Genomic DNA, 25,223 nt, shown 5'->3' on the forward strand with positions numbered 1-25,223 from the left:
ATTTGACAAATGCTTAAGGCTTAACATCTATTGGAGTAAAAGCAGCATACTGTTCAGGAGAGAGAGTTGCATCCCTAACGTTGATTTTCTTTGTGATGAACTTTTGTTCATAAAACAAGTCAGCAATCTTCTGCTGTCCTGATAAAACTTCTTCACTCAGGGGTCTTAGAGTGTAACGCCGCCGCTTTGAAACTAATTCCAATGTGGGAACATCAATTTTTGCTTCGGGTGAAATTAGTTCGGCAACCTCTCGCGGGTTGCTTTCAGCCCATTTACCAATATTGTTAATCTCTTCCAAAATGGCTTTGACTAGCTCAGAGTTCTCTTTAACAAAGTTACGTGAACCTAACCAGTAGCCTCCTTGAGTAGTAATATTTTTACCATCGCGGAGAACACGAACTCTACCAGTTTTTTGAAATAAAGCCAAATGGGGATCGCCAATCACTGCCGCTTCAACACTCTTACGTTCAAATGCTGCACGAGTTTCTAATGGTGTGAGGTTAATGTGTTTAACATCACTAAGTTTTAGTCCGGCTTCTTCTAAGACCTTGACAACGAAGTATTGTTGTGCTGTGGCTCTTTGAAAAGCTAGTCCCTTACCTTTTAAATCAGCTACAGTCTTGATTGGAGAGTCTTTCTCTACTACAACAGCAGTCGCTTCACCAGTACCAGGTTTACTACTAGCAACATAGACGAAAGGAACACCAGAGGCTTGGGCAAAGATAGGTGGAGTTTCACCAACAAAACCGAAATCTACACTTCCTACATTCATTGCTTCTAAAAGTTGCGGCCCGGCGGCAAATTTCGACCACTCTACAGAAATATCAAGTGGCTTTAAACGCTTTTCTAGAACTCCTTTAACCTTGACTATATCTCCAGCCGACTGATAGCCCATCTTTAATACTTTGGTCTTGATGTTATTAGAGGCAACAGCGGTTTTCTCTGTAGTTTGTGGGCTACAACTAACTAGGCTTGTAGACAGGGTAAATACTCCCGCCACTAAAAACATTAGAAAGCTACGTTTTTGAAATATTGCTACCATGATGTATTGCCAATTTTCTGGGGTTTAATACCAATTCGTAATTCGTAATTCGTAATTCGTAATTAAGAAAGTCAGATTTCATCTGGGTTTGGGGGTTTGAATCTGTTGCCGGATTTTAGAGAATTGGTTTAAAATACACGCTTTAATTACTACTAATTTTGAGGTGTGATACTAGTGGTCTGGCAAGTCAACTTTGCTAGGTGAATCAACTTTTCAATTTCTCTTCTTTCCTTCGTGTACTTTGCGTACTTTGCGGTTCGTTCCTTTACCTCTCAAAGTTAGGTTGCTAGACCACTAGCGAAGCGATCGCAGCTTACACTAGACTGGTCTGGAAGAAGTGGTTAGCAGGACGCGCTAGTCCGAGATTTTCGCGCAGGGTTTTACCCTCATACTCTTTGCGAAAAATGCCACGCCGTTGGAGTTCTGGCACAACCTTGTCAACAAAATCGTTTAACCCTTCAGGAAGAAAAGGGAACATAATGTTGAAGCCGTCAGAGCCTTCCTCAATCAGCCATTGCTCCATCTCATCGGCAATGGTTTGGGGTGTGCCGACGAAAGCCAGCCCGCCGTAACTGCCAACGCGTTGAGCCAGTTGTCGAATAGTCAAGTTTTCACGTTGCGCTAAGGCTATTACTCTTTCTCGTGAAGAGTGACCAGCATTAGTCGGTGGGATTTCTGGCAAGGGCCCGTCCGGATCAAAGCTGGAAACGTCGTAGCCAAGTGCGCCATTTAAACTGGCGATCCCACTGTCATAATGTACTAAGCTGTCCAAATGAAGACGCTTGGCATGTGCTTCGGCGACAGTTTCTCCCACAATGACTAAAGCACCTGGAAGGATTTTTATACTGTCTGGGTCACGTCCAATCGCCCGCGCCCGTCCCTTAATGTCTGCAAATAAAGCCTTGCCAGCCTCCAGATTACCAGCAGGTGCAAACACAGCCTCGGCGGTTTCGGCGGCTAATTGCCGTCCGGCTTCGGATGCGCCTGCCTGAACGATTACCGGCCAGCCTTGGACTGGTCTAGCAATGTTCAATGGCCCCCGCACCGAGAGATATTTTCCCTTATGATTCAGAACGTGAAGCTTTGCAGGGTCGAAATAAATCCCTGCTTCCACGTCCCGAATAAACGCATCGTCAGCAAAGGAATCCCAAAGACCCGTGACAACATCATAAAATTCTCTAGCCCGCCGATAGCGTTCATCATGCTCTATCTCCTCTTCTAATCCAAAGTTGAGCGCTGCGTCTGGATTGGATGTGGTGACGATGTTCCAGCCAGCGCGACCGCCACTGATATGGTCGAGAGACGCGAAGCGGCGAGCGATGTGGTAAGGCTGGTCGTATGTTGTAGAAGCGGTGGCTACCAGCCCAATGTGTTCGGTGACGCTGGCAAGGGCAGAAAGCAGGGTGAAAGGTTCAAAGGATGTGACAGTATGACTGCGTTTGAGCGCGTTAATCGGCATATTCAGCACCGCTAAGTGGTCAGCCATGAAGAATGCGTCAAACTTGCCTTGCTCTAGTTTTTGGATGAATTTTTTCAGCGCCGGGAAGTTGAAATTAGCATCAGGTATAGCCCCAGGATAGCGCCAAGCACCTGTATGTATGCTTACTGGGCGCATGAAAGCACCAAGTTTTAATTGCTTCGATCCGCTCATTAACCCTCCGTATTATGTTTAGAATGCAGGGGAGATCGTCCCCTTATGATAGTTATTGATGTAGTCTTTCAACTTGGGATCGATAACCAATTGATTCAGTTTTTGGATGTTAGGATCATTTGCTTTTGATTGTACAGTTGCTAGACCCACCGCATAATTTTTGTTAGCCATACCAATCTCGTCTAAAACGATGGGGTCTAGGGATACCTTTGCCTGCACAAGAAAAGATGCAGTTGTGACAGCTAAATCTACATCGTCCAACGCTCTAACAATAGCGTAATTGTCTAATTCTTGAATTTGCAAATTTTTCGGGTGCTTAATTACATCTTTGAGGTTGTAATACTCCCCTGGCTTTTCTTTTAAATTGATTAAGTCAATGTGTTTGAGGAATTTTAAGGCGCGATCCTGATTGCTGTCATCATTAGAAATAGCGATTGTTGCCCCTGTAGGAATTTCATTAACCGATTTTATTTTTAATCGTTTTGAATAAAGTCCAGTTACGGTGGTATAGCTGCGATTTAACATGACAAAATCTGCATTTAGTCTTTTAGCAGCTTGTTTCATAAACGGTTGATGCTGGAAAAAGTTAGCATCAATTTCTCCATTCTTGAGAGCATCGTTAATCTTCACCGAATCAGCGATAGTCACGATTTGAAAATCGAAGCCTTGACTGGGGGCTATTTCTTTTTGAATGAACTTTAAAACATCTTCGGTGGTAGTATTTCGAGACCCGACTTTCAGTGGTGCGGTCTTAGAGGATTGGCTAACTAATTGACTAGTTGGTGAATTCTGAGTTGGCGTACAACTGGTAAAAAGAATAGATGCGATCGCCGACCCGGCTGTTAGGATAAAATAGCGGCGATTAAACTTTGGATAAAACATGATAATAATTCGTAATTCGTAATTCGTAATTCGTAATTTTTAATACAGGTCAAAAAGGAAATTTTGTAATTGAGAATGTGAGATTTAATTTTGATTTTCTTCTCAATCCCCAGTCCCCAATACTTCGGCTTCTCTACGAGACGCTACGCGAACGCTCAGTACAAGTCCCCAATCCCCAGCCCCCAATTCAATGCACCTGTACTTCAAATTCTGCTTCGTGTAAATATTTCAAAGCTTGAGTTACCTTTTGACCTTCTAATTCAACGTGAAACTGACCAACTCGGCGATCGCCTACTGTTTCCACACTCCCACTGAGGATATTGACATCCACATCAAAATTACGGGCTAGGGTGGCGAAAATCGGTTGACTAGCTTGTTCTCCTGCAAAGGCGATCGTAGCGATAACTGCACCAGGCTTTGGTTTATAACCATTGCGATGGGGAAAAAATTCCTGGGCAAGAAATGATTCTGGCTTGGCGATTAAATCGCTAACATATCCCTTTTCCACAATCTTGCCAGCATTGAGTACAGCGACACTATCGCAGATTTGCTTGACTACAGCCATTTCATGGGTAATCAGTAAAATTGTCAAACCCATCCGCTTGTTCAAGTCGCGCAACAAGTCTAGAATCGACCTCGTAGTTTGGGGATCAAGTGCTGATGTCGCTTCATCTGAAAGTAGCACTTTAGGTTCTCCCGCCAAAGCCCTGGCAATACCTACTCGTTGCTTTTGACCGCCAGAAAGTTGTGCTGGATAAGCATCTGCCTTACCTGTCAACCCAACAAGTGAAATCAATTCTTCCACTTTAGCCCGGCGTTTCAGTCTACTGTAACCCATCACTTCCAGAGGAAAAGCAATGTTTTCCACGACAGTTCTGCAACTAAGTAAATTAAAGTGTTGAAAAATCATACCGATGTGTTGACGGGCGCGACGTAACTTATCCCCAGAAAGTTTTGTCATCTCCTGACCATCAACTACAACTGAACCAAATGTAGGTTTTTCTAGTTGATTAACACAGCGAATTAAAGTACTTTTGCCTGCACCGCTTTGACCTAAAACACCAAAAATTTCTCCTGGTTTGACGTGAACACTTACACCATCTAAAGCTACAACTTTTTGTATTCCTTGATTATAAACTTTATGGACATCGGTAAATGTAATCATCTTAGAATTGCCCTACAATAAATCATTACTACTTTCTAAGGAATGGGAATCACTGCACCTTGATATTTATCTTTAATAAATTGCTTGACTTTCTCGTCCCGCAATAACTTATATAGTTTCTGAATTCTGGGGTCAGTTTCTTTGCCTTTTAATGTTGTGACAGTAACAGCATAAATCGGATCGTTCGCTGACTCTAATGCCAAAGCGTCTTTATCAGTTTTCAATCCGGCTTGTACAATCCAATTACCTGTAACTCCTGCTAAGTCCACATCAGGAAGACTTGGGATTGCCTGCGCTCCTGGTATCTCTTTAATTTGAATGTTTTTAGGATTTTCAATAATATCTTTAGGACTCGCCGGACGGGCATTTGGCTTGAGTTTGATAAACCCTGATTCTTCCAACACTTTTAAAGCGCGATGGGAATTGCTAGGATCGTCAGGAATTGTGACTAGAGCTTTATTAGGTACATCATTGAGAGACTTATATTTTTTAGAAAAAATGCCGACTGGATTTAAATGAATTTGGGGAGTAAAGGCATACATCTCAAAATTATGTTTTTTGCCATAGTCTTCCATAAAAGGGATGTGTTGAAAATAGTTAGCATCAATTATCCCATCTTTCAAAGCAGTATTATTCTGCACAAAGTCATTGAAAGTGATAATCTCAATATCTAGCCCAGCGTCAGATGCTAAATTCTTTTTGACAAACTCTAAAATTTCTCCGGCTGGAACTGGTGTAACACCAACTTTTATTTTGTCTTTAGCTCCAGTTGTAGTTGTGTTAGCAGCTGGGGTTGCTGATGGATTTGCAGATGTATTAGTAGCAGAATTATTTGGCTGTGAACTACAGCTAGAAAATACTGTAGAAGCCGCAAATGATGTAAAGGCTATTAAAAAGAATCGACGTTTGGTATTGATGGGAAATTTCATGCGATCGCCTACTAAGATAAACCAAAATATGAGCAAAAATTCATATATTAATTTACGAATTACGAATTACCACTTCTGCTCAGGAAACCAGTTGTAATTCTTATCTTTGACATCAATTTTCTTAGGAATAATTTTGAGTTCATAGAAGGTATCTGCCATGCGTTGCAATCCACTCAAAACCTCATCTGTTACAGGTAATACCTGACGTTGACCACCACGTTCTTCTACAGTTTCCATTGTTTTTAAATCAATTTTGTACAGCTTAGAAAGGAGTTTAGCGGAATCTTGATAGTTTTCTCTAGACCAAGAACCAGCCTTTTCTAGCTCTTGTAAAATTGTCTTGAGAATGTCTGGATAATCGCGCACAAAATCTGGAGCAGCATAATAAAAGCTTGGGCTTTCTAGTGGAGCTTTGTCTCCAAATACAGTGCTATTATCTGCCAAAAGACGAGTGCGAAGTTTACGTTCAGCTTCAGCAGTATAAGGATCCCAAATTAACCACGCATCAATATCACCACGCTCAAATGCTGGTAAAGCTTCGGCTGGTGTCAGGTAGAGAGGTTTAATATCACTAAATTTCAAACCTACTTTCTCTAAAGCACGCACAATAATATAGTGCTGACCAGAACCTTTTGCAAAAGCAACTTTCTTACCTTTTAAATCAGAAAGTGTCTTAATCGGTGAATTTTCTTGGACTAAAATAGCTGAACCTCTAGTGCTACCTGTACCGGCTGCAACTCTGACAAATGATTTATCTCCTGCCTGAGCAAAGACGCTTCCTGTACCGCCACCGCCACCAAAAACGATCGCACCTGCACCCATCCCATCCAATAGAGGTGCTGTAGAGGAAAATTCATTCCAAGTAACAGAAATACCCAAGGGTTGTAAGCGCTTTTCTAAACTTCCTTGCGCTTTCACAATATTCAGGAGTGCCATTCCTTTTTGATGTCCCATTTTCAGCACTGTTAGTTTAGGCGCTTGGGGTTGCTGTGCAGGTGCATTAGCTGAATTACTAGGAGTACAAGAAGCGATCGCTAAATTTAAACCTATACCAATAACAAAGAATAGGATAAAAGTTTTAATATCGTGATGTTGAAATAAGCTTCTTTTTTTGATATCATCTAAAAAATGGTTTGTCAATCGAGTGAACATATTTTTTGCCTCTCAGCATTTTTTAGTCTAAGTTTAAAATCGAGGTTATATTTAAAAAAGCAAACTTATAGCTCAAATTTAAAATCTAAGTTTTTTGAAATAAATTACTGTTATTCGATAAAATATTATATACATTAAATCGTAAAAATATAGTGTTCTTGACGACGAAAATGGAAAATCTTTCACATCAATAACAAATAATTAATAATAGCTAACAAGCCTATACCGTTTCTTTGTGAAGCTGCATATAATTCACCCCCCGGCTATCGCCGTCCCCCCTTGGCAAGGGGGGACTACAGGGGGGTATTATTATGTGCATCTTCATACAGAATTGGTAGAAATAAAATATTATGAAATTAATTTAGCAATTATAAATATTACTAATTATCAATAAATTAGTAATATTTATAATCCTTTAAAATATGAAAAATCAATGTGTTACCACGGTAAACCGCAGAGGTTAATCGTTCCTTTTTTGGGAGCTTTGTCATTCACAGGCAATACCATCGGCTCGTTGACCGTAAAAGGGACTGTGCCACCTGGCTGCTCAACCAAAAGAATGCCATTGAAAGATTGCCATCCCAGGCGAGTATAAAAGGGTACTAAATCCTGACGACATACGAGCAATGCGAAAGCTAAACCACACTTATCTAAGAAGGCCTCTGCGTGCCGAAGGGCAGCAGTTGCAAAGCCTTGACCCTGTGCTTCTGGGCTTGTCATTACTCCACCAATACCGCCAATGCGGATTGATACATCATCTAGCGTTACCTTGCGGATAACAATCCCGATGTGCGAAACAATCCATCCACTTCCATCTTCTACAAGTAATCTCCATTGCGGTAAAGACCATTTAATGTCCCTTCCTGGGCGATGAGCAATGACCTCTGGTGGGTAAACTGCTGCTCTAAGAACACGCAACGCTTCTTCCTCATCCACAGTCAGTTCGGTGATAAGTTTCAAATTAAATCTTAAAGGGCAGTTTTTTATCATCAATCATTCACACTCACAAGTTTGGGCAGTCTAGATATAGGGATATCCAAGAAGTAAGAAAGAACCTCTTGCCGCCAAGTATCATAAAGTATTGGCAAATCATCAATTTCAATACCAATAGCTTTTTGGCTCAACTGCCAATGATCCCGAAGGTAAGGATTACGTCGGCGTTGACCTTCTTCATCTGCTTCTATGACTTGTGCGATTAAATCCTCTTTCTCTGCGGGTGAAACTTGATCAAATTTACGTTGCCACCAGTCTACAACTCCCAGGCGGTGGACTGCTTCATCTGGCAGGATTCTTTCTGCTGCAAACTTGGCTGAGTCTGGGTCGTTGATTTTGCTGGTACGGCTATTGATGAATAGCAAAGCCACAATATGAAGTTCGTAATGCAACTCAAATGCTAAAAAGCCTTGCCAATTACGAATGGGTAAATCACCCATATAATCCCAATGCTTCTGCACCTGCTTTTGGATATCCTCAATTGGGTCACGTCCTGATATAGCTTGCGCTCTTAAACGAGTATTTTGAGCGTGTGCGCCATCATCACCGATTTGTCTACTCAAAAATAGCTGTAATTCTGGGTCAGCAAAGGAGTCAATTATTTTAGCGCAGACTTGCACAATAAACAGGTCATGGGCTGCACCAGCCACACGGAAGCGGTAGAAATTCTCTCTTTCCTCTTCAGTTTCCGGCGATCTAGGTTCTTGCGTAGGCGTAGCCCGCCGCAGGCATCGCTTTTTCGGAATGTGAGGGGCGTGTTTCTCAAGTAGTTTGTCAAAAATTTCCAGTTCTAAATCAGTAGTCCAAGCTGGACGAGTAAGTATTGCTGTCATAAAGTTTCCTTTGGGTAGTGGAGAACAATTTAATCCAAAATCTAAAATCCAAAATCTAAAATTCTTAGCCTCTAGCCCCTATTTTCAAGTTAGTGTAGGCGCAGCCCGTCGCAGACATCGCTTCACTATCTACCGTTAACGTTCGCACTCTTGGTATGATTTCGGCAGCAAAACGCTCCATTTCTGTGGCAAAAGGCTGGAATTGCAGCATGAAAGTATCAATTCCTACTTTGGTAAATTCAGCAATCCGATTGGCTACAGTTTCATAGCTACCAACTAATCCTGCTGCTGTACCGCCATTGCTCCCCACACCAGGGTACTTAGCCATGTTTTTAAACATAACTACTTCAGAATCTACTCCTTTGAGTAATTCTGAGCGATCGTCTTGTGCTAGTACCATCGCTCTGAGGTTTTGATATTCCGCTTTTGCCTCTTCGTCTGTTGGTCGAGCAATCACAAAAGCCGACATAGCAAAGCCCAAAGGTTGAGAGCGAAACTTAGTTTTGTTAGCAACAGCCGCAATGGTTTCGCGGATGACTTCAATCGGACGGCCATTGAGGAAAAATGTATGCGCTTCTTTTGCGGCTAGTTCTTGGGCTGGTTCTGACTCTCCCCCTACATATACACGCGGATGTGGTTTGGCTATAGGTGGAGGATTGAGCTTTAAATCATTAATCTGAAAATATTCACCGTGAAAGTTGACTTTTTCTCCACTCCACAAAGCTTTGACAACCCTAATCCATTCATCCGAATAACGATAACGCTCATCGTGGGTAAGGAAATTTATCCCCGGTTTTTCCATTTCTGGCTTGAACCAGGCACTTACTAAATTAATAGAAAAACGTCCATGACTTATAGCATCAATACCTAAAGCCATCTTTGCTAAGACGGCGGGATGAAACAGTAATGGCTTAACAGCTGCAATAATCTCGATAGAGTTTGTTGCTTCTGCAAGTGCTGCTGCTGCTGTCCAAGTTTCTAGCTGGTCAAGTTCTTGGTTCTTGGGATTGATGATATGTTGCGCGATTAAAGTTGTGGTAAATCCGCACTTTTGGGCCAATTGGATTAAATTCTTGGCTCGTGAGTAACTAGCATCACGAGGTTCAAGAGGATGGTTCATCACACCGCAGTTGCCGTAAACAGGAATCCAAATCCCATAGCGTGGTTCAGACATAGTTTTCTAGAACCTTTGTAGTCGGCACTAAAACTTTATTTTTGCACCTAGAATATCATACGTTAAATCGGTAGGCTTACCGTATGATACTATGAGATTTGCATAGATGAGGATAAAAAACAAGGGGGTATTTGGATTCTGTGGTTGGGGACAGGGAACTTGAGGAAAAGAGAATAATTAATGAACTAATGAGACAAATACATCTAGCCCAACATCAAGATGGTCAATTACAGCAGATTGCAATTTGGTGAAGCAGCGCGTTCTCACATTGGGAGAGGCTAGCGCCTTTCCTTCCCTACGGGACGCTGCGCGAACGGAACGCTACGCGAACGCGCAGCGTCTCGTAGAGAAGGGGGTTCCCACGCCAGTTGCTTCTCCTAAGGGAGACGCTGCGCGAACAAGTCGGGCATTGCCGACGCCAGTCGCCTCAAGTCGGGAAACCCTTTCGGCAGTTCCTTCTGGGGGAAACCCCCTTTCTGCGGACTGCCGACGCTCGTACCTCGCTACCGCTACGCTAACACCACGGCGCTGGCTCCCCATGAGCGACTGCACAAAGCCGTAGGGTGAGGTACAGATGATTGTGAGGACACAACAATGTTGTTTTCCTACCTATGTACTTCATTTAATTGCAATAAGCTGTAAGTATAAGCTATTCATCCAATATTCCTTTACTGACATAAATTGGCTGCAATAAATTTTCAAGTTTTGGTAACATATTGTAAAAAATAATTGAACCAAGAATACAAGACAAGCCTCCAAAAATTAAAGCATTTGTTGCATTAAATATACTTGCTAATCCACTTATAAATAAATTGCCAAATGCTTAACAGCTGCAATAATCTCGATAGAGTTTGTGGCTTCTGCCATCTATTTTTGCACCTAAAAAAATATACTATAAATCTATCGATTTATAGTAGTATAGTATGAGATTTGCATAGGTGAGGATAAAAAACAAGTTATATCTCCCCAGTCCCCATTTAATTTGGAGGTAAAAATGTCAGAACCACGCTATGGTATTTGGGCCCCTGTTGGAGGTAACTTTGGCCCTCTCAATGCGCCAGATGAACCGATTGATGCTAGTTATGAACGCACGCGATCGCTAGTATTAGAAGCAGAACGCTTAGGATATGTCACAACCTTAGTCGCACAACACCTTGCCAATCCTCGTAGTCTAGATTTAGAACAGTTGGAAACTTGGACGGCTTGTGCCGCGTTGGCACAAGCTACCGAAAGTATAGAAATTATTGCCGCGATTAAACCTTTATTATTTCATCCAGCCGTTCTAGCCAAGATGGCCCTGGGAATTGATGCTATCAGTGGTGGACGTTTTGCCATAAACCTAATTAGTGCTTGGTTTCGCCCAGAAATGGAGCGTACTAATATCCCCTTCCCTCCCCATGATGAACGGTATCGCTATTCTGGTGAATGGTTGCAGGTTGTTAGAGATTTGTGGAGCGGTGAGAGGGTGAACTTCGAGGGTGAATATTTCAAAATCCAAGATTTGAGCCTTCGACCCTTCTCTGTTGCTCAACCCTATCCTCGTATCTACCTGGGAGGAGCATCAGACCCAGCACAGATTTTAGCAGCCCAACAAGCCGATGTTTACTTCATCAACGGTCAGCCGATTGAAGATGTCCGCAAAGTAATTAAACAAGTTTTGGACCGACCACGTTTCCTAGCCCAACCAGTCCGCTTTGGTCTTTCAGCCTTTGTCATTGCCCGCCCTACAGACGAAGAAGCCCAAGCAGAACTAGAACGACTCATGGCACTGCAAAAGTTGGAAGAACAATATAAGTTAAGTGTTGCTAAAGGAGTTGACCCAGAAGCTGCCATGTTTAAACTCTTCGCTAAAAATCCGGCTGTTGGCGGCAATGGTGGCACAGCCGCAGGATTGGTTGGCAGCTATGATACAGTTGCAACTCGCGTTGCAGCTTTCGTTGATGCAGGTATCGACACTTTCATGCTGCAATTTAATCCCTTTGTCCGGGAGATGACACGTTTTGCCCAAGAAGTTATGCCTCGCGTGCAACACTTGCAAAAAGTTGCTTAATTGTTGACCGAATGCGCCCTTCCAACGGTTGGTAATTTGTGATGAGCGATGCTAGTTGGGCTACACCGGGAGCAGATCATAATTAACTAATTGCCCGTGTCATTACCCCTGAGGAGGATTAAAACTTTTACAACAGTTCCAACCGGATAGTGGGACTTATATCAAGTTCGGATAAATACTTATATAGGACTTACGCAAAAACCCTCTCAAACTCTCATTCCTCCGTGACGCGCCAGTTGCTTCAAGTCTCTTAACCGCAAGGGCGCACTGGCTTCTCTGCGCCGCGCCAGTTGCTTCAAGTCTCTTAACCGCAAGGGCGCACTGGCTTCTCTGTGGTTCGTTTTCCGTTACCCGTGCGTAAGTCCTATTATAATAAAGCTGAAAGAGTTGCAGTGCATCTATCTACGTCTTATGCCCAAACGGATTGCGAACCAATTCAGGCAAAACTGACGAGACGGTTGCTATACCAACAAATTAAAACCGAAGGTAAATTAGTGCAATAAATTTTGTAAATTGGGTCGAAACATGAGATCCAACAACCTGATGAATGTTGGGTTTCGCGTTGCTCAACCCAACCTACTAGCGTGTCAAGCTTAAAATAGTGCATTAGACGTAGGTTGGGTGGAGCGGAGCGTAACCCAACATATATCAGGATGTTGGGTTACGCAAAGCCTCCACCCAACCTACAATTTTTTTGCAACATTTTAGCCTTGACACGCTACTACGTTTAATGCATCATTTTAGCTGTGCCACGCTAGTAGTATCCGAATCACACACATCACATTGGGTAATCAGTCAATTAGTCGTGGGCGAATGCATTTTCGGGCGAACAAAGTACTGACTAGGCAAAGATGAAGTCTCTAGAGAGACTGACATTGGTAGTGTCTTGAACGTTAGCAATCAAGTCAATGCCATAGAAAATTTGTGTGTCTAGAGCAAAACCGCCACTCAAGTCTGCATTCCCAAAAGAGTATAGACTAGAGAAACCCCCGGCTTGAATGAAATCAGAAGAGGGGTTCCAGTCAGTAATGGTAGCGAAACCAAGACCTTCGTATTCAACACCGAAGGAACTGCCAATAACGAAAGTATCAGAACCAGCACCACCAACCAGGGTGTCGAATTCTACTGTGTCAGTGTTTCTAGAGCCGGACAATATATCGTTACCATCTCCGCCATAAAGGATGTCATCCTGATTGCCGCCGAACAATGTATCGTTGCCAGCAAAACCAAACAATATATCGTAGCCGTCGTAATCAAAGAAACCAGAGCCAACGGGGTAGCCTCTGATCAGGTCGTTACCGTCGGTGCCAAAGAGTGTATCGCTGAAAAAGCTGCCATTAATAATAGCCATTTGAGTTTCTCCTTGATTTAAATCGAGTTAAGGCAAAGGTATTTGGATAAATCTTCCATCACTTCATTGGTACGCGGTCAGTAATATTACTGTTGGCGATGAGTTATACATTAAATTAGAAGTTAATGTTACACATCGACCTTTTCTGCTTGTTTGCGTGCAGTTTTGCTACCTGAAAAATGCACGAATGCGATCGCCTCATTGCAGAAAACTGCATAATTATCTATATTAAGTAATATAAAAATCTTAAAATTTAGTTGTGATGTTCCTGTAGCGAACACTACAAACCTTTAATTATTTACGCAGACCTACTAATATCAAAACGGCTGATATAGCACTGAAAAATTAAAGCCATTATCTTGCAGTGAACTACCGCGATCGCTTGTTCCCATCAATGGTACACCGTAGTCTGCACGCAATACCAAACCGTTAAAAAGTTGCCAGTTCAAGCCCAACCCCAAGCTAGCGATGATTTGCGGGTCGGCATTAATAGCGCGATTGTTCCAAGCTGTACCGATGTCAAAAAATGGTATTAGCTGTAATGTTTCCACATTCGATGCTAGAGGAATACGAACTTCCACACCTCCAACTACCCCATTGTCAGCAACAAGTTGATTTTGACTATAACCACGCACTGTATTAACTCCCCCAATGCTAATTTTTTCTAATGAAAGTAAAGAATCAGGAGTAAGTTGAGTGTTAACTTTGGCTAGCATCAAGATGCGGGGAGATAGCCGTTGTACCCATTGAAATTGTCCCACCCAGCTAAAAAAACGCCCATCAGTACCACTATTATTGACGGTTGCATCTATTGCACCAATCCCCAAACTAAATTGCGATCGCGCTGCCAGGACACTGTTACCATTACGTTGTAACCAATCTTGGGAAAAGCGAATTACTGTAACTTTTGATTCTCCATCTTCGGGGCCTTCAGTAAAGGAGAAGGGCATATCATTGAGTATGAAGGTTTGACTGCGCCGTAAATCGAATGCTAACGAGAGAGCAAATTCGTTATTTGGTGTGTAAATTAGCGGTTGACGGACGTTAAAAGAAAGGGTTTCGGCTTCGCTGCGGATATGCAAGTCACGAAATTCGCTTTCAATAATGCGGCTAGCGCTGTTGCTGTAGCGGACACCAATAGTTCCATCTAGGGCGTTAAAGGGAATAGAATAACTGATATTGTAAATGTCTAAACCTTCAGTGATGCCGTGTTCGGCACTGAATTTATCCCCAAAGCCTAATAAATTATTGTGAGCAACAAAAACACTCCCTTGTTCTGAACCAACGCTAGGTGATTGGTTATTTGCAAAGATAACCCCAGCGTGGAATGCTTGCGACTCGGTAATTGTTACCTGTAAAATATTGTTACCGGGAGTGCTACCTGCGGTTAACTCAGCATTAACTCGTTCAATCACCGGGTCAAGTTGTAATAATTGCAGCGCTTGTTCGATGCGTTTTTGGTTTAAAGGCTTACTTGTAAACCGTTTAATCCGGGAACGCACGTATGAAGTTTGTAATCTTTGTAGCCCTAAAATATAAATTCCTTCGAGTTCGCCTTCCACAACTTGGATTTGCACAACACCGCTAGCAATATTTTGATTGTTGGGAATAAATGCACCACTGGTGATATAGCCCTTTGTAACATAGAGTTCAGTGATTTGCGATCGCAGTTGCAATAACTGCTCAAATGTGATTTCTTTATTTTCTAAGGGCTGTTTTAACTTGATGATTTCATCTTCTAAAACAGAATAGCCTGTGACTCGAATTTCTTTGACAAAGAAACTTTCACTACTAGGAAAGGTTGTTTCGGGTAGATTTTCCTGTGGGGGTGATGGGAGTATAGGAACAGTTGGTGCAGGTGGTGTGGGAGGAAAGGTTGGTGATGGTGATGGTTGGGGTATAGTTTCTTCGACTTTGCTTGGTGTATCGGGGGGAATTGTTACTCCAGATGGGGGTGTCGATTGTGCAAATACTGCGAGTGGAGTAATGCTGATGCAGGAAAATAATATTAAAAAAAGTTTTTGAAACCGAAGGTAGGAACCCATTGTTTATCTACAATTTGTAAGGGTATCATTTGTCATATCCTTTCCACATTTACAGCCGAGCATTGTCGGAGATCATCGCAAGTATACGCTGTTAGTGAACCATCAGGCTCAACAGAAAACAAAAAATTATCAGCAGCATAAGTAGGGTGTCTTCTGGAAGTTCCAGGATAGACAGGGTTATATCCCAATAAAACTAATCCTTGAGGAGAAGACTTGAGGCTAATTTCCTGGTTTACAACCTGCTTCTTATTTATCCTAAAGTCAAAATATCTAGTTCTCATCACTCCAGAATATCCCTTCATCACCAGGACGCTTTGATAGACGACTCCATCAACGCTATATTTGAGCTTCCAACTTCTGTAAATCGGAGAATTTGCATCTACGAGTTGCGCGATCGCATACGATGAAGATTGAGAAACATCTGGTGTTTGTACTAAGACATTTCTCGCATCTGCTGACTTGATACCAAACAATCCAATTCCAGCTACTAAAATTGTAATCAAAGCGGTTTGTTTAAAATTCGGGAATGCCAAAGATGTCGCTAAAACTGTGTTGCGAACTAGTTTATAAAACATAATCAATCTCTCATCAGTTATCAGTTATCAGTTATCAGTTAAGAATTTGATTGTCAATTGGGAGTCAGAGTCCCCAGGGCTATTTCATTCTCATCTAGCCCGCCTCAGAATGAATTCTGAGTCTAATAGCGAAAGTCATCTAAAGATGACTGAGAAAAGGTTCTAGTCCGTTTTAACGGACTTTAGCTAAAAGCCAAAGAACTTTAGTTCTGGGCGGTTTATGTATAGAATGAAATAGCCCTACAGAGTCCCCCACTTCTAACAAGTGGTGTGTTTCAGTCTCTTTCAAATCCCCGCACTGAAACCGTGATAACTGATAACTGTTGACTGTTCACTGATTTAATCTGAGTTAATAAAAATTACGAGATTTTCATCAGCAACGGTTGATAAATTGATGACTTTTGTTGTTTTTCGATTCATTAAGCGTTTCTTTAATACTCAGATTAAGGGAGATGACTAAGTAATGCATTCACATTTATGCACATATAGTTGCATGATTTGTATCGTGCGATCGCATGATTATGCGTTTCATTTTGCAGAAAACTGCATATAAGATTTTTCCATGTGTGCAATATTTATGTTGAACAACTTCGACTCAAGATTAATTGCCCATTGGGTAATCGATACAATCCTTGTGGTTCAATTATTGGGTCGCCTTTTTTCCACGGGCGCGATGTTGGTTCAACACTACGCACATCACCAGTTGTGTAGGCTGAAATTAATACATCTCCAGGACTATTGCGTAAAGCACCAGAACCTGTAATGGTAAAAGAGTTTTCTTGTCGCTTGGTGGCGCGTGAAATGCAGCTATTGGCAATGAGTGCGTTGGTATTGATGACGTTTGGTGATAATTCGGTGAGGCTGTTTTGAATAGAACTGTTATCGGGCGTATTGATATTTGTTACACCCAAAACGCCTAATTCCGAACTTGCAGTAATATCGCTTTTTTTGGTTGGTTTTGTCCGCGACTCGATACCGAAGATACCTTGCGAGTTGATTTGGATGTTTCCACCAGTTCCCGTGAAGGCGTTAGCGCTGATATCGCTGTTTTCGTTGGGAACTGCAACGATAAATTTGGAGTTGATATTGATATTACCGCCATTGCCACCTAATTTTTCTGTACCTGCGTTGGTGGAAATTTGACTGTTGCGACGAAGTAAGAGTAAGTCGCTGTTGAGGTTGATATTACCACCGTTACCGGATGCAGATTCAGCGTTGAGTTTGCCTTGGTTATCTAAGGTAATTTTGGGTGAGTTAATTTCGATGTCGCCTGTGATTCCTGAACCTGTGGAACTGACAAATAAGCCACTGTTAGCACCGATATTTGCTACGTTGTCAGGAAAGTTAGTAATGCGATCGCTGTAATTAGAGTCAATACCGCTAATTATTAGCTTATCGTCTGCGTTGACAGTAATTTTACCTGCACGTCCATTGCTTGAGGTAGTGGTGGTGAGTTGTCCACCATTGAGTGCTTCAAAAATATTTGCATTTATCGTAATATCGCCACCCTTTTGATTATTTCTAGTGCGTGCATCCAGTAAAGCGCCGTCTGATACGCGAAAGATATTGGTGTTTACGGTGATATCACCACCAATACCAGTGGAAGTAGAATCAGTAAATGTGAATAAAGCACTAGAAAATTTGCTCTCTTGACTAGTTCCAGAAACAGTTATTGCATCTTTTGCAATCACTGTCACATTCCCTGCATTCCCCTGTCCATAAGTTGAGGCAGAAAGTTGAGCGCCATCTCGTAATGAGAACGAGCCAGAATCGATACTAATGTTACCCCCATTCCCAACAGTCCCCGTTCCCACATTGCTGCGAATCCCACTGGGAAAACCATTTTTCTCTCCAATAATATCAACAGCGCCTGTTACCAAAACATTGACATTGCCTGCATCTCCCTGTCCTGCTGGTTGGGTAGCAGATGCAGCACGAGTAATGGTTAGCAGTTGAGCGCTATGAGTGAGTGACAGTGTTGCTGCATTAATGTAGATATTGCCTCCTTTACCTACACCTCCTGCTTCTACTGCACTGAGGATGTCACCATTTGCAAGGTCAACAGCATTTTTTGCACGCACCGTCACATTCCCCGCATTTCCCACTCCTGAAGTTGAGGCATTAAGTTTAGCGCTATTGGTCAAAGAAACTCTTTCAGCTTTGATAGTAATATCTCCTCCAGAGCGTTTGCCTGTAAATTCCGGTGAAGGTATTGCGAAGGGCCCGACAACGCTATATGCTCCAGTAGAAATATTATTACTTCCTACTCCATCGAAGGAAATTGTATTTCCGGCTTCAATAGTGATACTTCCTGCATTACCTTGTCCAAAGGTTGCAGGAACTATCACAGAACCATTGCTGACAAAAACAGAGTCATCAGCATTAATTTGAATATTTCCGGCGTTACCTTTGCCAAGAGTGCTTGTAGCTATTAGAGCGCTATTAGCAAGGGAAAGCGATCGCGCTCTAATATTGATATTAGCCCCATTTCCTATACCTAAAAGTCCAACAGCACTAAATACTTCACTGTTACTTCCTGAAAATGAAACTTTGTCTTTTGCTAAGATAATGACATTCCCTGCATTTCCCTGTCCAAAAGTTGAGGCAGAAAGTTGAGCGTCATCAGTGAGGGAGAGGGAACTACCTCTGATGTTGATACCTCCACTGTTGCCTACACCTCCCGTTTCCACATCACTAAAGATGTCACCACCTGCAAGGGAAACAGTATCTTTTGCACGCACCGTCACATTCCCTGCATTTCCCACTCCTGAAGTTGAGGCTTCAAGTTCAGCGCCATCTCGTAATGAGAATGAACCAGAATCAATAAAAATGTTACCCCCATTCCCAACAGTCCCCGTTCCCACATTGCTGCGAATCCCACTGGAAAAATCGTTTTTCTTCCCAGCAATATCAACAGCACCTGTGACCTTAACATTAACATTCCCCGCATCCCCTCTTCCTGCTGGTTGGGTAGCAGATGCAGCCCGAGTAATGGTTAGCAGTTGAGCGCTATCAGTGAGTGACAGTGTTGCTGCATTGATGTCGATATTGCCTCCTTTACCTACGCCTCCTGCTTCTACTGCACTGAGGATGTCACCATTTGCAAGGGAAATAGCATCTTTTGCAATCACCGTCACATTCCCTGCATTTCCCACTCCTGAAGTTGAGGCATTCAGTTCAGCGCCATCTCGTAATGAGAATGAACCAGAATCAATAAAAATGTTACCCCCATTCCCAACAGTCCCCGTTCCCAAATTGCTGCGAATCCCACTCTTGAAATCGTTTTTCTCCCCAGCAATATCAACAGCACCTGTTATCTTAAGATTAACATTCCCCGCATCCCCTCTTCCTGCTGGTTGGGTAGCAGATGCAGCACGAGTAATGGTTAGCAGTTGAGCGCTATCAGTGAGTGACAGTGTTGCTGCATTGATGTCGATATTGCCTCCTTTACCTACACCTCCTGCTTCTACTGCACTGAGGATGTTAGCATTTGCAAGGTCAACAGCATTTTTTGCACGCACCGTCACATTCCCTGCATTTCCCACTCCTGAAGTTGAGGCTTCAAGTTCAGCGCCATCTCGTAATGAGAATGAACCAGAATCGATAAAAATGTTACCCCCATTCCCCTGTGCAATGGTTGCAGCCTGTATTACAGAACCATTGCTGACAAAAACAGAGTCATCAGCATTAATTTGAATATTTCCAGCGTTAGCTTTGCCAATAGTGCTTGTAGCTATTTGAGCGCTATTAACAAGGGAAAGTGATCGCGCTCTAATATTGATATTTTTCTCTATCAATTCCGGTGAAGGTATTGCAAAGGGTCCGACAACGCTATATGCTCCAGTAGTAATATTATTACTTCCTACTCCATCGAAGGAAATTGTATTTCCGGCTTCAATGGTGATACTTCCTGCATTACCTTGTCCAAAGGTTGCAGCCTGTATTACAGAACCATTGCTGACAAAAACAGAGTCATCAGCATTAATTTGAATATTTCCGGCGTTACCTTTTCCAAGAGTGCTTGTAGCTATTTGAGCGCTATTAGCAAGGGAAATAGCATTTTTTGCACCCACTGTCACATTCCCTGCATTTCCCACTCCTGAAGTTGAGGCTTCAAGTTGAGCGCCGTCACTTAGAGAGAAGTCACCAGAATCGATAAAAATGTTACCGCCATTGCCTTTTGAATCTTCACGCACAAGATTGCGAATCTTACTCCCGGAGTCAGCAACTTTGATTTCCCCCGTAGCATTAAGCGTAATATCCCCCGCAGTAGTCTCTGGTTTCCCCAAACCTTCAGCGATACCAGCATTCAGCAGACTCCCTCTCAAAATATCTATGTTACGGGCATTAATCGCAATATCACCGCTACCAGAAGCTTCTACATACACACGCGCTTGATTGGTAAGCGATACCTCAGCACGAGTCACATTCTCAGGAAATTTCAAGCTGAGATTATCCCCATTAAAAAGAAGATTGACATTTCCAGGTGCTGCTAACCCCCCTAATTCAACTCTCCCACCATAAGCATTTAATTCCCCACCATCCATGCTGACATTACCGCCCACTAGCAGTAAACTTTTACCATCAGCTACTCGTAAACCATATGCATTGAAACCTGCTGCATCTATTCCTGCTGGTGCAACTGAGTTATTTTGAATCGCTGCACCTGGATTAAGCTGATTAAACCACAACGCTGAAGGTTGAATAGTCAATAATGGCGGCGCTTGCGGATTTGTAGCACTGAAAATTCCTTGATTCCCAAACTGCACTCCATTAGCTGTTGTCCCAACAAAACTTCCCTGCACATCTAACCGCGCATTCTGCCCAAATAAAATTCCATTGGGATTAATCAAAAACAAATTTGCTGCACCATCAACTCCCAATGTCCCAAAAATATTTGACGCATTGCCACCTGTTACCCGTGTTAATATATTTTCTATCCCAGAGGGATTGGCAAAATACACTCGTTGCCCATCTTGGATATTAAATTCACTGAAACTGTGAAAAAGATTGCTTCCTCGTGTTGCACCACCGTCAATTTTATCACCCAGTGCGCCATTAATTATCAGATTTTGATTGAGTTGAGAAGCTTCTGACGAGAGTGTGTTATCGGGTGTGATTTGTGCCTGGGCTGGTGAGGCTTGGCTTAATACAGTGGATATTAGGCATAAACAAAGAATATTTTTAATACTGGCTTTTTCAGGATGATCTGCTTGATTCATAAATAATTTACCTTGGATAAATTCAAATAAAATCCACGATCAGCTAAACGACAAGATAATGCATTCACTTATCATGCAAATATAGTTGCATGATTTTATATTGTGCGATCGCATGATGGTGCGTCCCATTTTGCAGAAAACTGCACATAGGATTTTTCCATGTGTGCAATATTTCTGTGCTTAACCCAACCTACGCCTAACTAAAATAGGACTTACGCACTTACAACGAAAAAACAAGGCTTTGCGATTGCTTCCCTTCGGTCGCAATGACGAAATTACGTTATTGTTGCGTAAGTCCTGTAAAAATAACTAACGGATACCTCGAAATCGTGTTGAGGTACTTCAAAGTCGTTTTGAGGTACTTCAAAGTCGTTTTGAGGTACTTCAAAGTCGTTTTGAGGTACTCCAAAGTCGTTTTGAGGTACTCCAAAGTCGTTTTGAGGTACTCCAAAGTCGTTTTGAGGTACTTCAAAGTCGTTTTGAGGTACTCCAAAGTCGTTTTGAGGTACTTCAAAGTCGTTTTGAGGTACTTCAAAGTCGTTTTGAGGTACTTCAAAGTCGTTTTGAGGTACTTCAAAGTCGTTTTGAGGTACTTCAAAGTCGTGTTGAGGTACTTTGAAGTTATATTGGAGTATTATATGTGCTATGCGACACTTTTCAAACATCCTCTAATATTGCTGCTGCCATTATAAGTATTTCCTTTATCAATTGACTTGGAATAACTGGCGATCGCCAAAATAAAATGTATAAAAACTAACTTTTTTAACCGAACATTATAAAAACCAGGCGTTGCTGAATTAAAATATGAAATTCCCAAAGAAATATCTCAAACTATTACTCTCTACGCTTTTACGTCCACCGACTTCCGTGGCTCGAACTTCTCTGTGCGTGAGGTTAATTCATCTCTTCATCCAGCAACACCTGATCAAAGTATTATTTTTGGCAACCCTCGTCATCTGTTTATTGTTTGGACAAGTCGTATCTGCACAAACTAAAAATGCTAGTGTACTAGTTGAGCAAGGAATTAAAGACTATGATGCTGGAAATTTTTCCAATGCGGTAAAACACTGGCAAGAGGCATTAAATCAGTATAAAAATAATCCGTCAGATGCGGCGGTTATAAATGAAAATTTGGCGCGTGCTTACCAACAAATAGGAGAAAACAAAGAAGCTATTGAGTCGTTATCAGCAGCCATTCGTGATTATAGGGTGGTGGAAGATATCCAGCAAGTGGGACGAATGCAGTCAGAACTTGCCCAAATTTACAGCAATTTGGGACAACCTCGCAAAGCGATCGCACTTTTATGTGGTAAATTGGTAGAATCGAAAATCTCAGAAAATCAAGCAAGTCAGGAAATAAAATGCACTCCCGAAAGTGCCGAACAAATCGCCACCAAACACAACGACAAACGCGGTAAGATTGCAGCTTTGGGAATTCTCGGTGAGGCATATAGGTTAATCGGAAATTATCACCAAGCAATTCAGTATTTACACGCCACGCAACAAGTCTCTCCAGAATATGACTTTTTGGTGTTAAATAGTTTGGGTAATGCTTACAGAAGTCGCGCTCAATTGCATGAGTTACAAGCCAATTCTGCAAAGCAAGCTGGTATTCTCAGTAAAGAAAAAGAATTTACCAACAAGTCTGCGGCAGATTACAACCAAGCCCGCGAATATTTTCAAAATAGTATAAAACTTGCCTACAACCAAAAGCAACCTTTAGCAGAGATGCGGGGATTATTAAATTTAATTCAGTTGGGTTCCCAGACAAATGAGACGAAAGTTATCAGCGATGAAACCTTTAATAATGCTCATGAAGATGCTTTGAAGATTCTCAAAGATTTACCCGATTCAGCCACAAAAGTGTATGGGGCAATTGATTTAGCATACTTGCAGCGCCATTCTCAAAGAACTTCGCCCTTTACCTACTGTCCAACTCAGATGGTTTCATCGGATAACGAAGCATTAAATTTGCTGAAAAGCTCAGTATTAACTAGTAATAACTTACAAGACAATCGCCTACAATCTTATGCTAATGGTGCTTTAGGACATTTTTGGGAATGTCGCAAAGATAGTAAACAAGCATTAAAGTATACCCAAACTGCAATCATCGCCGCAGACAAAAACTTGAGTGCAAAAGATAGCTTGTATTTGTGGGAGTGGCAAGCGGGACGGATTTCAGATCAAGAAAATCGCAAAGAAGAAGCGATCGCATCCTATCAAAGAGCATTTGAAACCTTGGAAGATATCCGCCAGAATATTTTAACCGCAGAACGTGATGTCCAGTTTGACTTCCGCGATGTCGTTCGACCATTGTACCGCACATTGGCGCGATCGCGGCTTGATCTGTTGGAAGTTGGGGCAATTGCAGACAAACAACGTGCCAAAGAATTATCAAAAGTAGTTAACACCATCGATGCGTTGAAACTGGCAGAATTACAGAATTATTTTGGCAATGATTGCATTTTGAGTGGGTTGAATCCCAAACAGATAGGCGAACTCCTGCAAGATAATAGTGTAACTTTTAAGAATACTGGGTTTTTGAGTTCGATAATTTTAGATGGCAAAACCGGGATATTATTGCAATTACCTAATCAGACAACCAAATTTAAGTGGATTAAAGACTCCAATCAAGAAGGTACAAGTAAGATAGTTAGCAGTGATAGGCTACAGAAAAAAATTGCCGAGTTTCGTACCGGACTAGTTAAAGGAGAAGAAGAAGTTAACTACGATACAACAACTGCGGCACAGCTTTATGATTGGATAATTCGCCCTTTTGCTGAAGATATTAAACCTGAGACAGTCAAAACCCTTGTGTTTATTCAGGATGGGTTTTTGCGTAGTGTGCCAATGGCAGCACTTTATGATAACCAAAAAAAGAAATATTTAGTGGAAACCTACGCAGTTGCCACAACTCCTAGTTTACGACTTACTACGCCCAAAGTACGCGATCGCAGTACGCAAAAGGCGTTAATTTTGGGTTTGACACAAAAAGCCACAATCGACGGAAAGTCTTTTGATGCGCTTTTTTCAGTTCCCGAAGAAGTCGGTGCAGTTAAAAGTCTATTTCCCAATTATACCGACCTCATCGACGATAACTTTGTCCCCGAAAGTTTTAAACAAAAACTTGAGAAAACAACATACCCCATTGTCCATATAGCTAGTCACGCTCAATTTGGCATCATTGCCGAAGACACCTTTATTGTCACAGGCAAAAACCAAAAACTCACCATCAGTCAATTAGAAAATTCACTGCGAAACCTCAACAGCAAATTAGATAGTGTCGAAGTTCTCGCACTTACTGCCTGTGAAACCGCAGTTGGCGACGATCGGTCTACACTAGGATTAGCTGGAGTTGCATTACAAGTTGGCGTTAAAAGTGCGATCGCATCTTTGTGGAGTGTCACAGATGCATCGACAGCCGAACTAGTTAAAACATTTTACACCAATTACCGCAACGCGGGAATGAGTATTGCAGAAGCATTGCAAAAAGCCCAAATTCGGATGATTAATGCTAAGAAATTACCGCCATCTGAAGGTATAAATATTAAGTATGATAACCCAGTATATTGGGCACCAATGATTGCGATCGGTAATTGGCTTTGAACTGGGGACTGGGGATTGGGAAGATTTGAATGGGGATTCAGCATTAAATGTAGGTTGGGTTGAGGAACGAAACCCAACATGAATCGGGGTGTTGGGTCTCATCCTTCGCTGCGCGACGCTAACGACCCAACCTACAAAATCTAATACAACATTTTAGCATTGCCACACCAGTAGTAGCGTGTCAAGGCTAAAATGTTGCAATAAATTAGCGCTAAAAACATTGAATTTAAAAGTTCAAAGCCCATTTTATAATGCACAACTTTAGCCTTGACACGCTAGTAGGGTGTGTTACGGCTTCCGTAACACACCATCCCAGGTTTTCGGTGCGTTACGCTAAAGCGGTAACACACCCTACACCTGCCCACGCAAGTAAATTCTCCGAATCAAATCGGATTGCTATATTACAATACGCTTGGGTTAACGATGGAATGGCACTAAGAAAAGCTCTAAGCTATACGGAATAAGGGCTACAGCTTTGAAAGTTATTGAACAGTCGAGGAGGGGTCAGGCGGTCGTCCTTGATGCAGTGTCATGGAAGCGATCGCCACAAAAG

General features: G+C 42.1%; 17 protein-coding genes. 2 read left to right on the plus strand and 15 right to left on the minus strand.

The window, feature by feature from the left end; genetic code table 11:
* Window positions 1-13: 13 nt before the first annotated feature.
* From LC653_RS30140 to LC653_RS30185, 10 genes are all read right to left on the minus strand, one after another.
* Window positions 14-1,042, minus strand: a complete 1,029-nt coding sequence (locus tag LC653_RS30140; protein WP_229498318.1) for an aliphatic sulfonate ABC transporter substrate-binding protein — start codon at window positions 1,040-1,042, stop codon at window positions 14-16.
* A 313-nt stretch (window positions 1,043-1,355) separates the two neighbouring features.
* Window positions 1,356-2,693 carry an LLM class flavin-dependent oxidoreductase gene (locus LC653_RS30145; RefSeq protein WP_229498319.1) on the minus strand — a complete coding sequence of 446 codons (1,338 nt, stop codon included), beginning with the start codon at window positions 2,691-2,693 and terminating at the stop codon, window positions 1,356-1,358.
* Between the two features lie 18 nt (window positions 2,694-2,711).
* The gene (locus LC653_RS30150; protein WP_229498320.1) at window positions 2,712-3,575 is read right to left on the minus strand and encodes a MetQ/NlpA family ABC transporter substrate-binding protein; all 864 of its coding nucleotides are present in this window, start codon (window positions 3,573-3,575) and stop codon (window positions 2,712-2,714) included.
* 187 nt (window positions 3,576-3,762) lie between these two features.
* The gene (locus tag LC653_RS30155) at window positions 3,763-4,740 is read right to left on the minus strand and encodes a methionine ABC transporter ATP-binding protein (RefSeq protein ID WP_229498321.1); all 978 of its coding nucleotides are present in this window, start codon (window positions 4,738-4,740) and stop codon (window positions 3,763-3,765) included.
* A gap of 35 nt (window positions 4,741-4,775) precedes the next feature.
* Window positions 4,776-5,705, minus strand: a complete 930-nt coding sequence (locus LC653_RS30160; RefSeq protein ID WP_229498322.1) for a MetQ/NlpA family ABC transporter substrate-binding protein — start codon at window positions 5,703-5,705, stop codon at window positions 4,776-4,778.
* A gap of 30 nt (window positions 5,706-5,735) precedes the next feature.
* Entirely contained in the window at window positions 5,736-6,821 is a 1,086-nt protein-coding gene (locus LC653_RS30165) for an aliphatic sulfonate ABC transporter substrate-binding protein (RefSeq protein ID WP_229498323.1), read from the minus strand.
* 438 nt (window positions 6,822-7,259) lie between these two features.
* The gene (locus LC653_RS30170; RefSeq protein ID WP_229498324.1) at window positions 7,260-7,781 is read right to left on the minus strand and encodes a GNAT family N-acetyltransferase; all 522 of its coding nucleotides are present in this window, start codon (window positions 7,779-7,781) and stop codon (window positions 7,260-7,262) included.
* A gap of 29 nt (window positions 7,782-7,810) precedes the next feature.
* Window positions 7,811-8,647, minus strand: a complete 837-nt coding sequence (locus tag LC653_RS30175) for a hypothetical protein (RefSeq protein WP_229498325.1) — start codon at window positions 8,645-8,647, stop codon at window positions 7,811-7,813.
* Window positions 8,648-8,711: 64 nt separating this feature from the next.
* Window positions 8,712-9,821 (minus strand): LLM class flavin-dependent oxidoreductase, encoded by a 1,110-nt coding sequence (locus LC653_RS30180; protein WP_229498326.1) that lies wholly within the window; start codon window positions 9,819-9,821, stop codon window positions 8,712-8,714.
* A 321-nt stretch (window positions 9,822-10,142) separates the two neighbouring features.
* Entirely contained in the window at window positions 10,143-10,361 is a 219-nt protein-coding gene (locus tag LC653_RS30185; RefSeq protein WP_229498327.1) for a hypothetical protein, read from the minus strand.
* 454 nt (window positions 10,362-10,815) lie between these two features.
* Between LC653_RS30185 and LC653_RS30190 the strand changes: the two genes are divergently transcribed.
* Entirely contained in the window at window positions 10,816-11,871 is a 1,056-nt protein-coding gene (locus LC653_RS30190) for an LLM class flavin-dependent oxidoreductase (protein ID WP_229498328.1), read from the plus strand.
* A gap of 841 nt (window positions 11,872-12,712) precedes the next feature.
* On the opposite strand, the gene LC653_RS46440 is transcribed toward LC653_RS30190, so the two are convergent.
* From LC653_RS46440 to LC653_RS30215, 5 genes are all read right to left on the minus strand, one after another.
* Window positions 12,713-13,222 carry a calcium-binding protein gene (locus LC653_RS46440; RefSeq protein ID WP_308189164.1) on the minus strand — a complete coding sequence of 170 codons (510 nt, stop codon included), beginning with the start codon at window positions 13,220-13,222 and terminating at the stop codon, window positions 12,713-12,715.
* A 317-nt stretch (window positions 13,223-13,539) separates the two neighbouring features.
* Window positions 13,540-15,267 (minus strand): ShlB/FhaC/HecB family hemolysin secretion/activation protein, encoded by a 1,728-nt coding sequence (locus LC653_RS30200; RefSeq protein WP_229498329.1) that lies wholly within the window; start codon window positions 15,265-15,267, stop codon window positions 13,540-13,542.
* 32 nt (window positions 15,268-15,299) lie between these two features.
* Window positions 15,300-15,842 (minus strand): hypothetical protein, encoded by a 543-nt coding sequence (locus tag LC653_RS30205; protein ID WP_229498330.1) that lies wholly within the window; start codon window positions 15,840-15,842, stop codon window positions 15,300-15,302.
* Between the two features lie 575 nt (window positions 15,843-16,417).
* Window positions 16,418-21,064, minus strand: a complete 4,647-nt coding sequence (locus LC653_RS30210) for a two-partner secretion domain-containing protein (RefSeq protein WP_229498331.1) — start codon at window positions 21,062-21,064, stop codon at window positions 16,418-16,420.
* Between the two features lie 275 nt (window positions 21,065-21,339).
* On the minus strand, window positions 21,340-21,729 hold the full coding sequence (locus LC653_RS30215) for a hypothetical protein (protein WP_229498332.1): 390 nt from the start codon (window positions 21,727-21,729) through the stop codon (window positions 21,340-21,342).
* Window positions 21,730-21,868: 139 nt separating this feature from the next.
* Between LC653_RS30215 and LC653_RS30220 the strand changes: the two genes are divergently transcribed.
* Complete coding sequence (locus tag LC653_RS30220) at window positions 21,869-24,670, plus strand: CHAT domain-containing tetratricopeptide repeat protein (protein ID WP_229498333.1); 2,802 nt, start codon at window positions 21,869-21,871, stop codon at window positions 24,668-24,670.
* Window positions 24,671-25,223: the final 553 nt, after the last annotated feature.

Origin of the sequence: Nostoc mirabile CHAB5784, from assembly GCF_020829645.1 — a bacterium.
Classification (GTDB): domain Bacteria; phylum Cyanobacteriota; class Cyanobacteriia; order Cyanobacteriales; family Nostocaceae; genus Nostoc; species Nostoc mirabile.

What these genes read in the sequence shown, in the direction of transcription:
- LC653_RS30180 (WP_229498326.1), bottom strand. Translation starts at nt 9,821, where the DNA reads ATGTCTGAACCACGCTATGGGATTTGGATTCCTGTTTACGGCAACTGC.
- LC653_RS30140 (WP_229498318.1), bottom strand. Translation starts at nt 1,042, where the DNA reads ATGGTAGCAATATTTCAAAAACGTAGCTTTCTAATGTTTTTAGTGGCG.
- LC653_RS30210 (WP_229498331.1), bottom strand. Translation starts at nt 21,064, where the DNA reads ATGAATCAAGCAGATCATCCTGAAAAAGCCAGTATTAAAAATATTCTT.
- LC653_RS30150 (WP_229498320.1), bottom strand. Translation starts at nt 3,575, where the DNA reads ATGTTTTATCCAAAGTTTAATCGCCGCTATTTTATCCTAACAGCCGGG.
- LC653_RS30200 (WP_229498329.1), bottom strand. Translation starts at nt 15,267, where the DNA reads ATGGGTTCCTACCTTCGGTTTCAAAAACTTTTTTTAATATTATTTTCC.
- LC653_RS30190 (WP_229498328.1), top strand. Translation starts at nt 10,816, where the DNA reads ATGTCAGAACCACGCTATGGTATTTGGGCCCCTGTTGGAGGTAACTTT.
- LC653_RS30155 (WP_229498321.1), bottom strand. Translation starts at nt 4,740, where the DNA reads ATGATTACATTTACCGATGTCCATAAAGTTTATAATCAAGGAATACAA.
- LC653_RS30220 (WP_229498333.1), top strand. Translation starts at nt 21,869, where the DNA reads ATGAAATTCCCAAAGAAATATCTCAAACTATTACTCTCTACGCTTTTA.
- LC653_RS46440 (WP_308189164.1), bottom strand. Translation starts at nt 13,222, where the DNA reads ATGGCTATTATTAATGGCAGCTTTTTCAGCGATACACTCTTTGGCACC.
- LC653_RS30215 (WP_229498332.1), bottom strand. Translation starts at nt 21,729, where the DNA reads ATGTTTGAAAAGTGTCGCATAGCACATATAATACTCCAATATAACTTC.
- LC653_RS30145 (WP_229498319.1), bottom strand. Translation starts at nt 2,693, where the DNA reads ATGAGCGGATCGAAGCAATTAAAACTTGGTGCTTTCATGCGCCCAGTA.
- LC653_RS30205 (WP_229498330.1), bottom strand. Translation starts at nt 15,842, where the DNA reads ATGTTTTATAAACTAGTTCGCAACACAGTTTTAGCGACATCTTTGGCA.
- LC653_RS30165 (WP_229498323.1), bottom strand. Translation starts at nt 6,821, where the DNA reads ATGTTCACTCGATTGACAAACCATTTTTTAGATGATATCAAAAAAAGA.
- LC653_RS30185 (WP_229498327.1), bottom strand. Translation starts at nt 10,361, where the DNA reads ATGGGGAGCCAGCGCCGTGGTGTTAGCGTAGCGGTAGCGAGGTACGAG.
- LC653_RS30175 (WP_229498325.1), bottom strand. Translation starts at nt 8,647, where the DNA reads ATGACAGCAATACTTACTCGTCCAGCTTGGACTACTGATTTAGAACTG.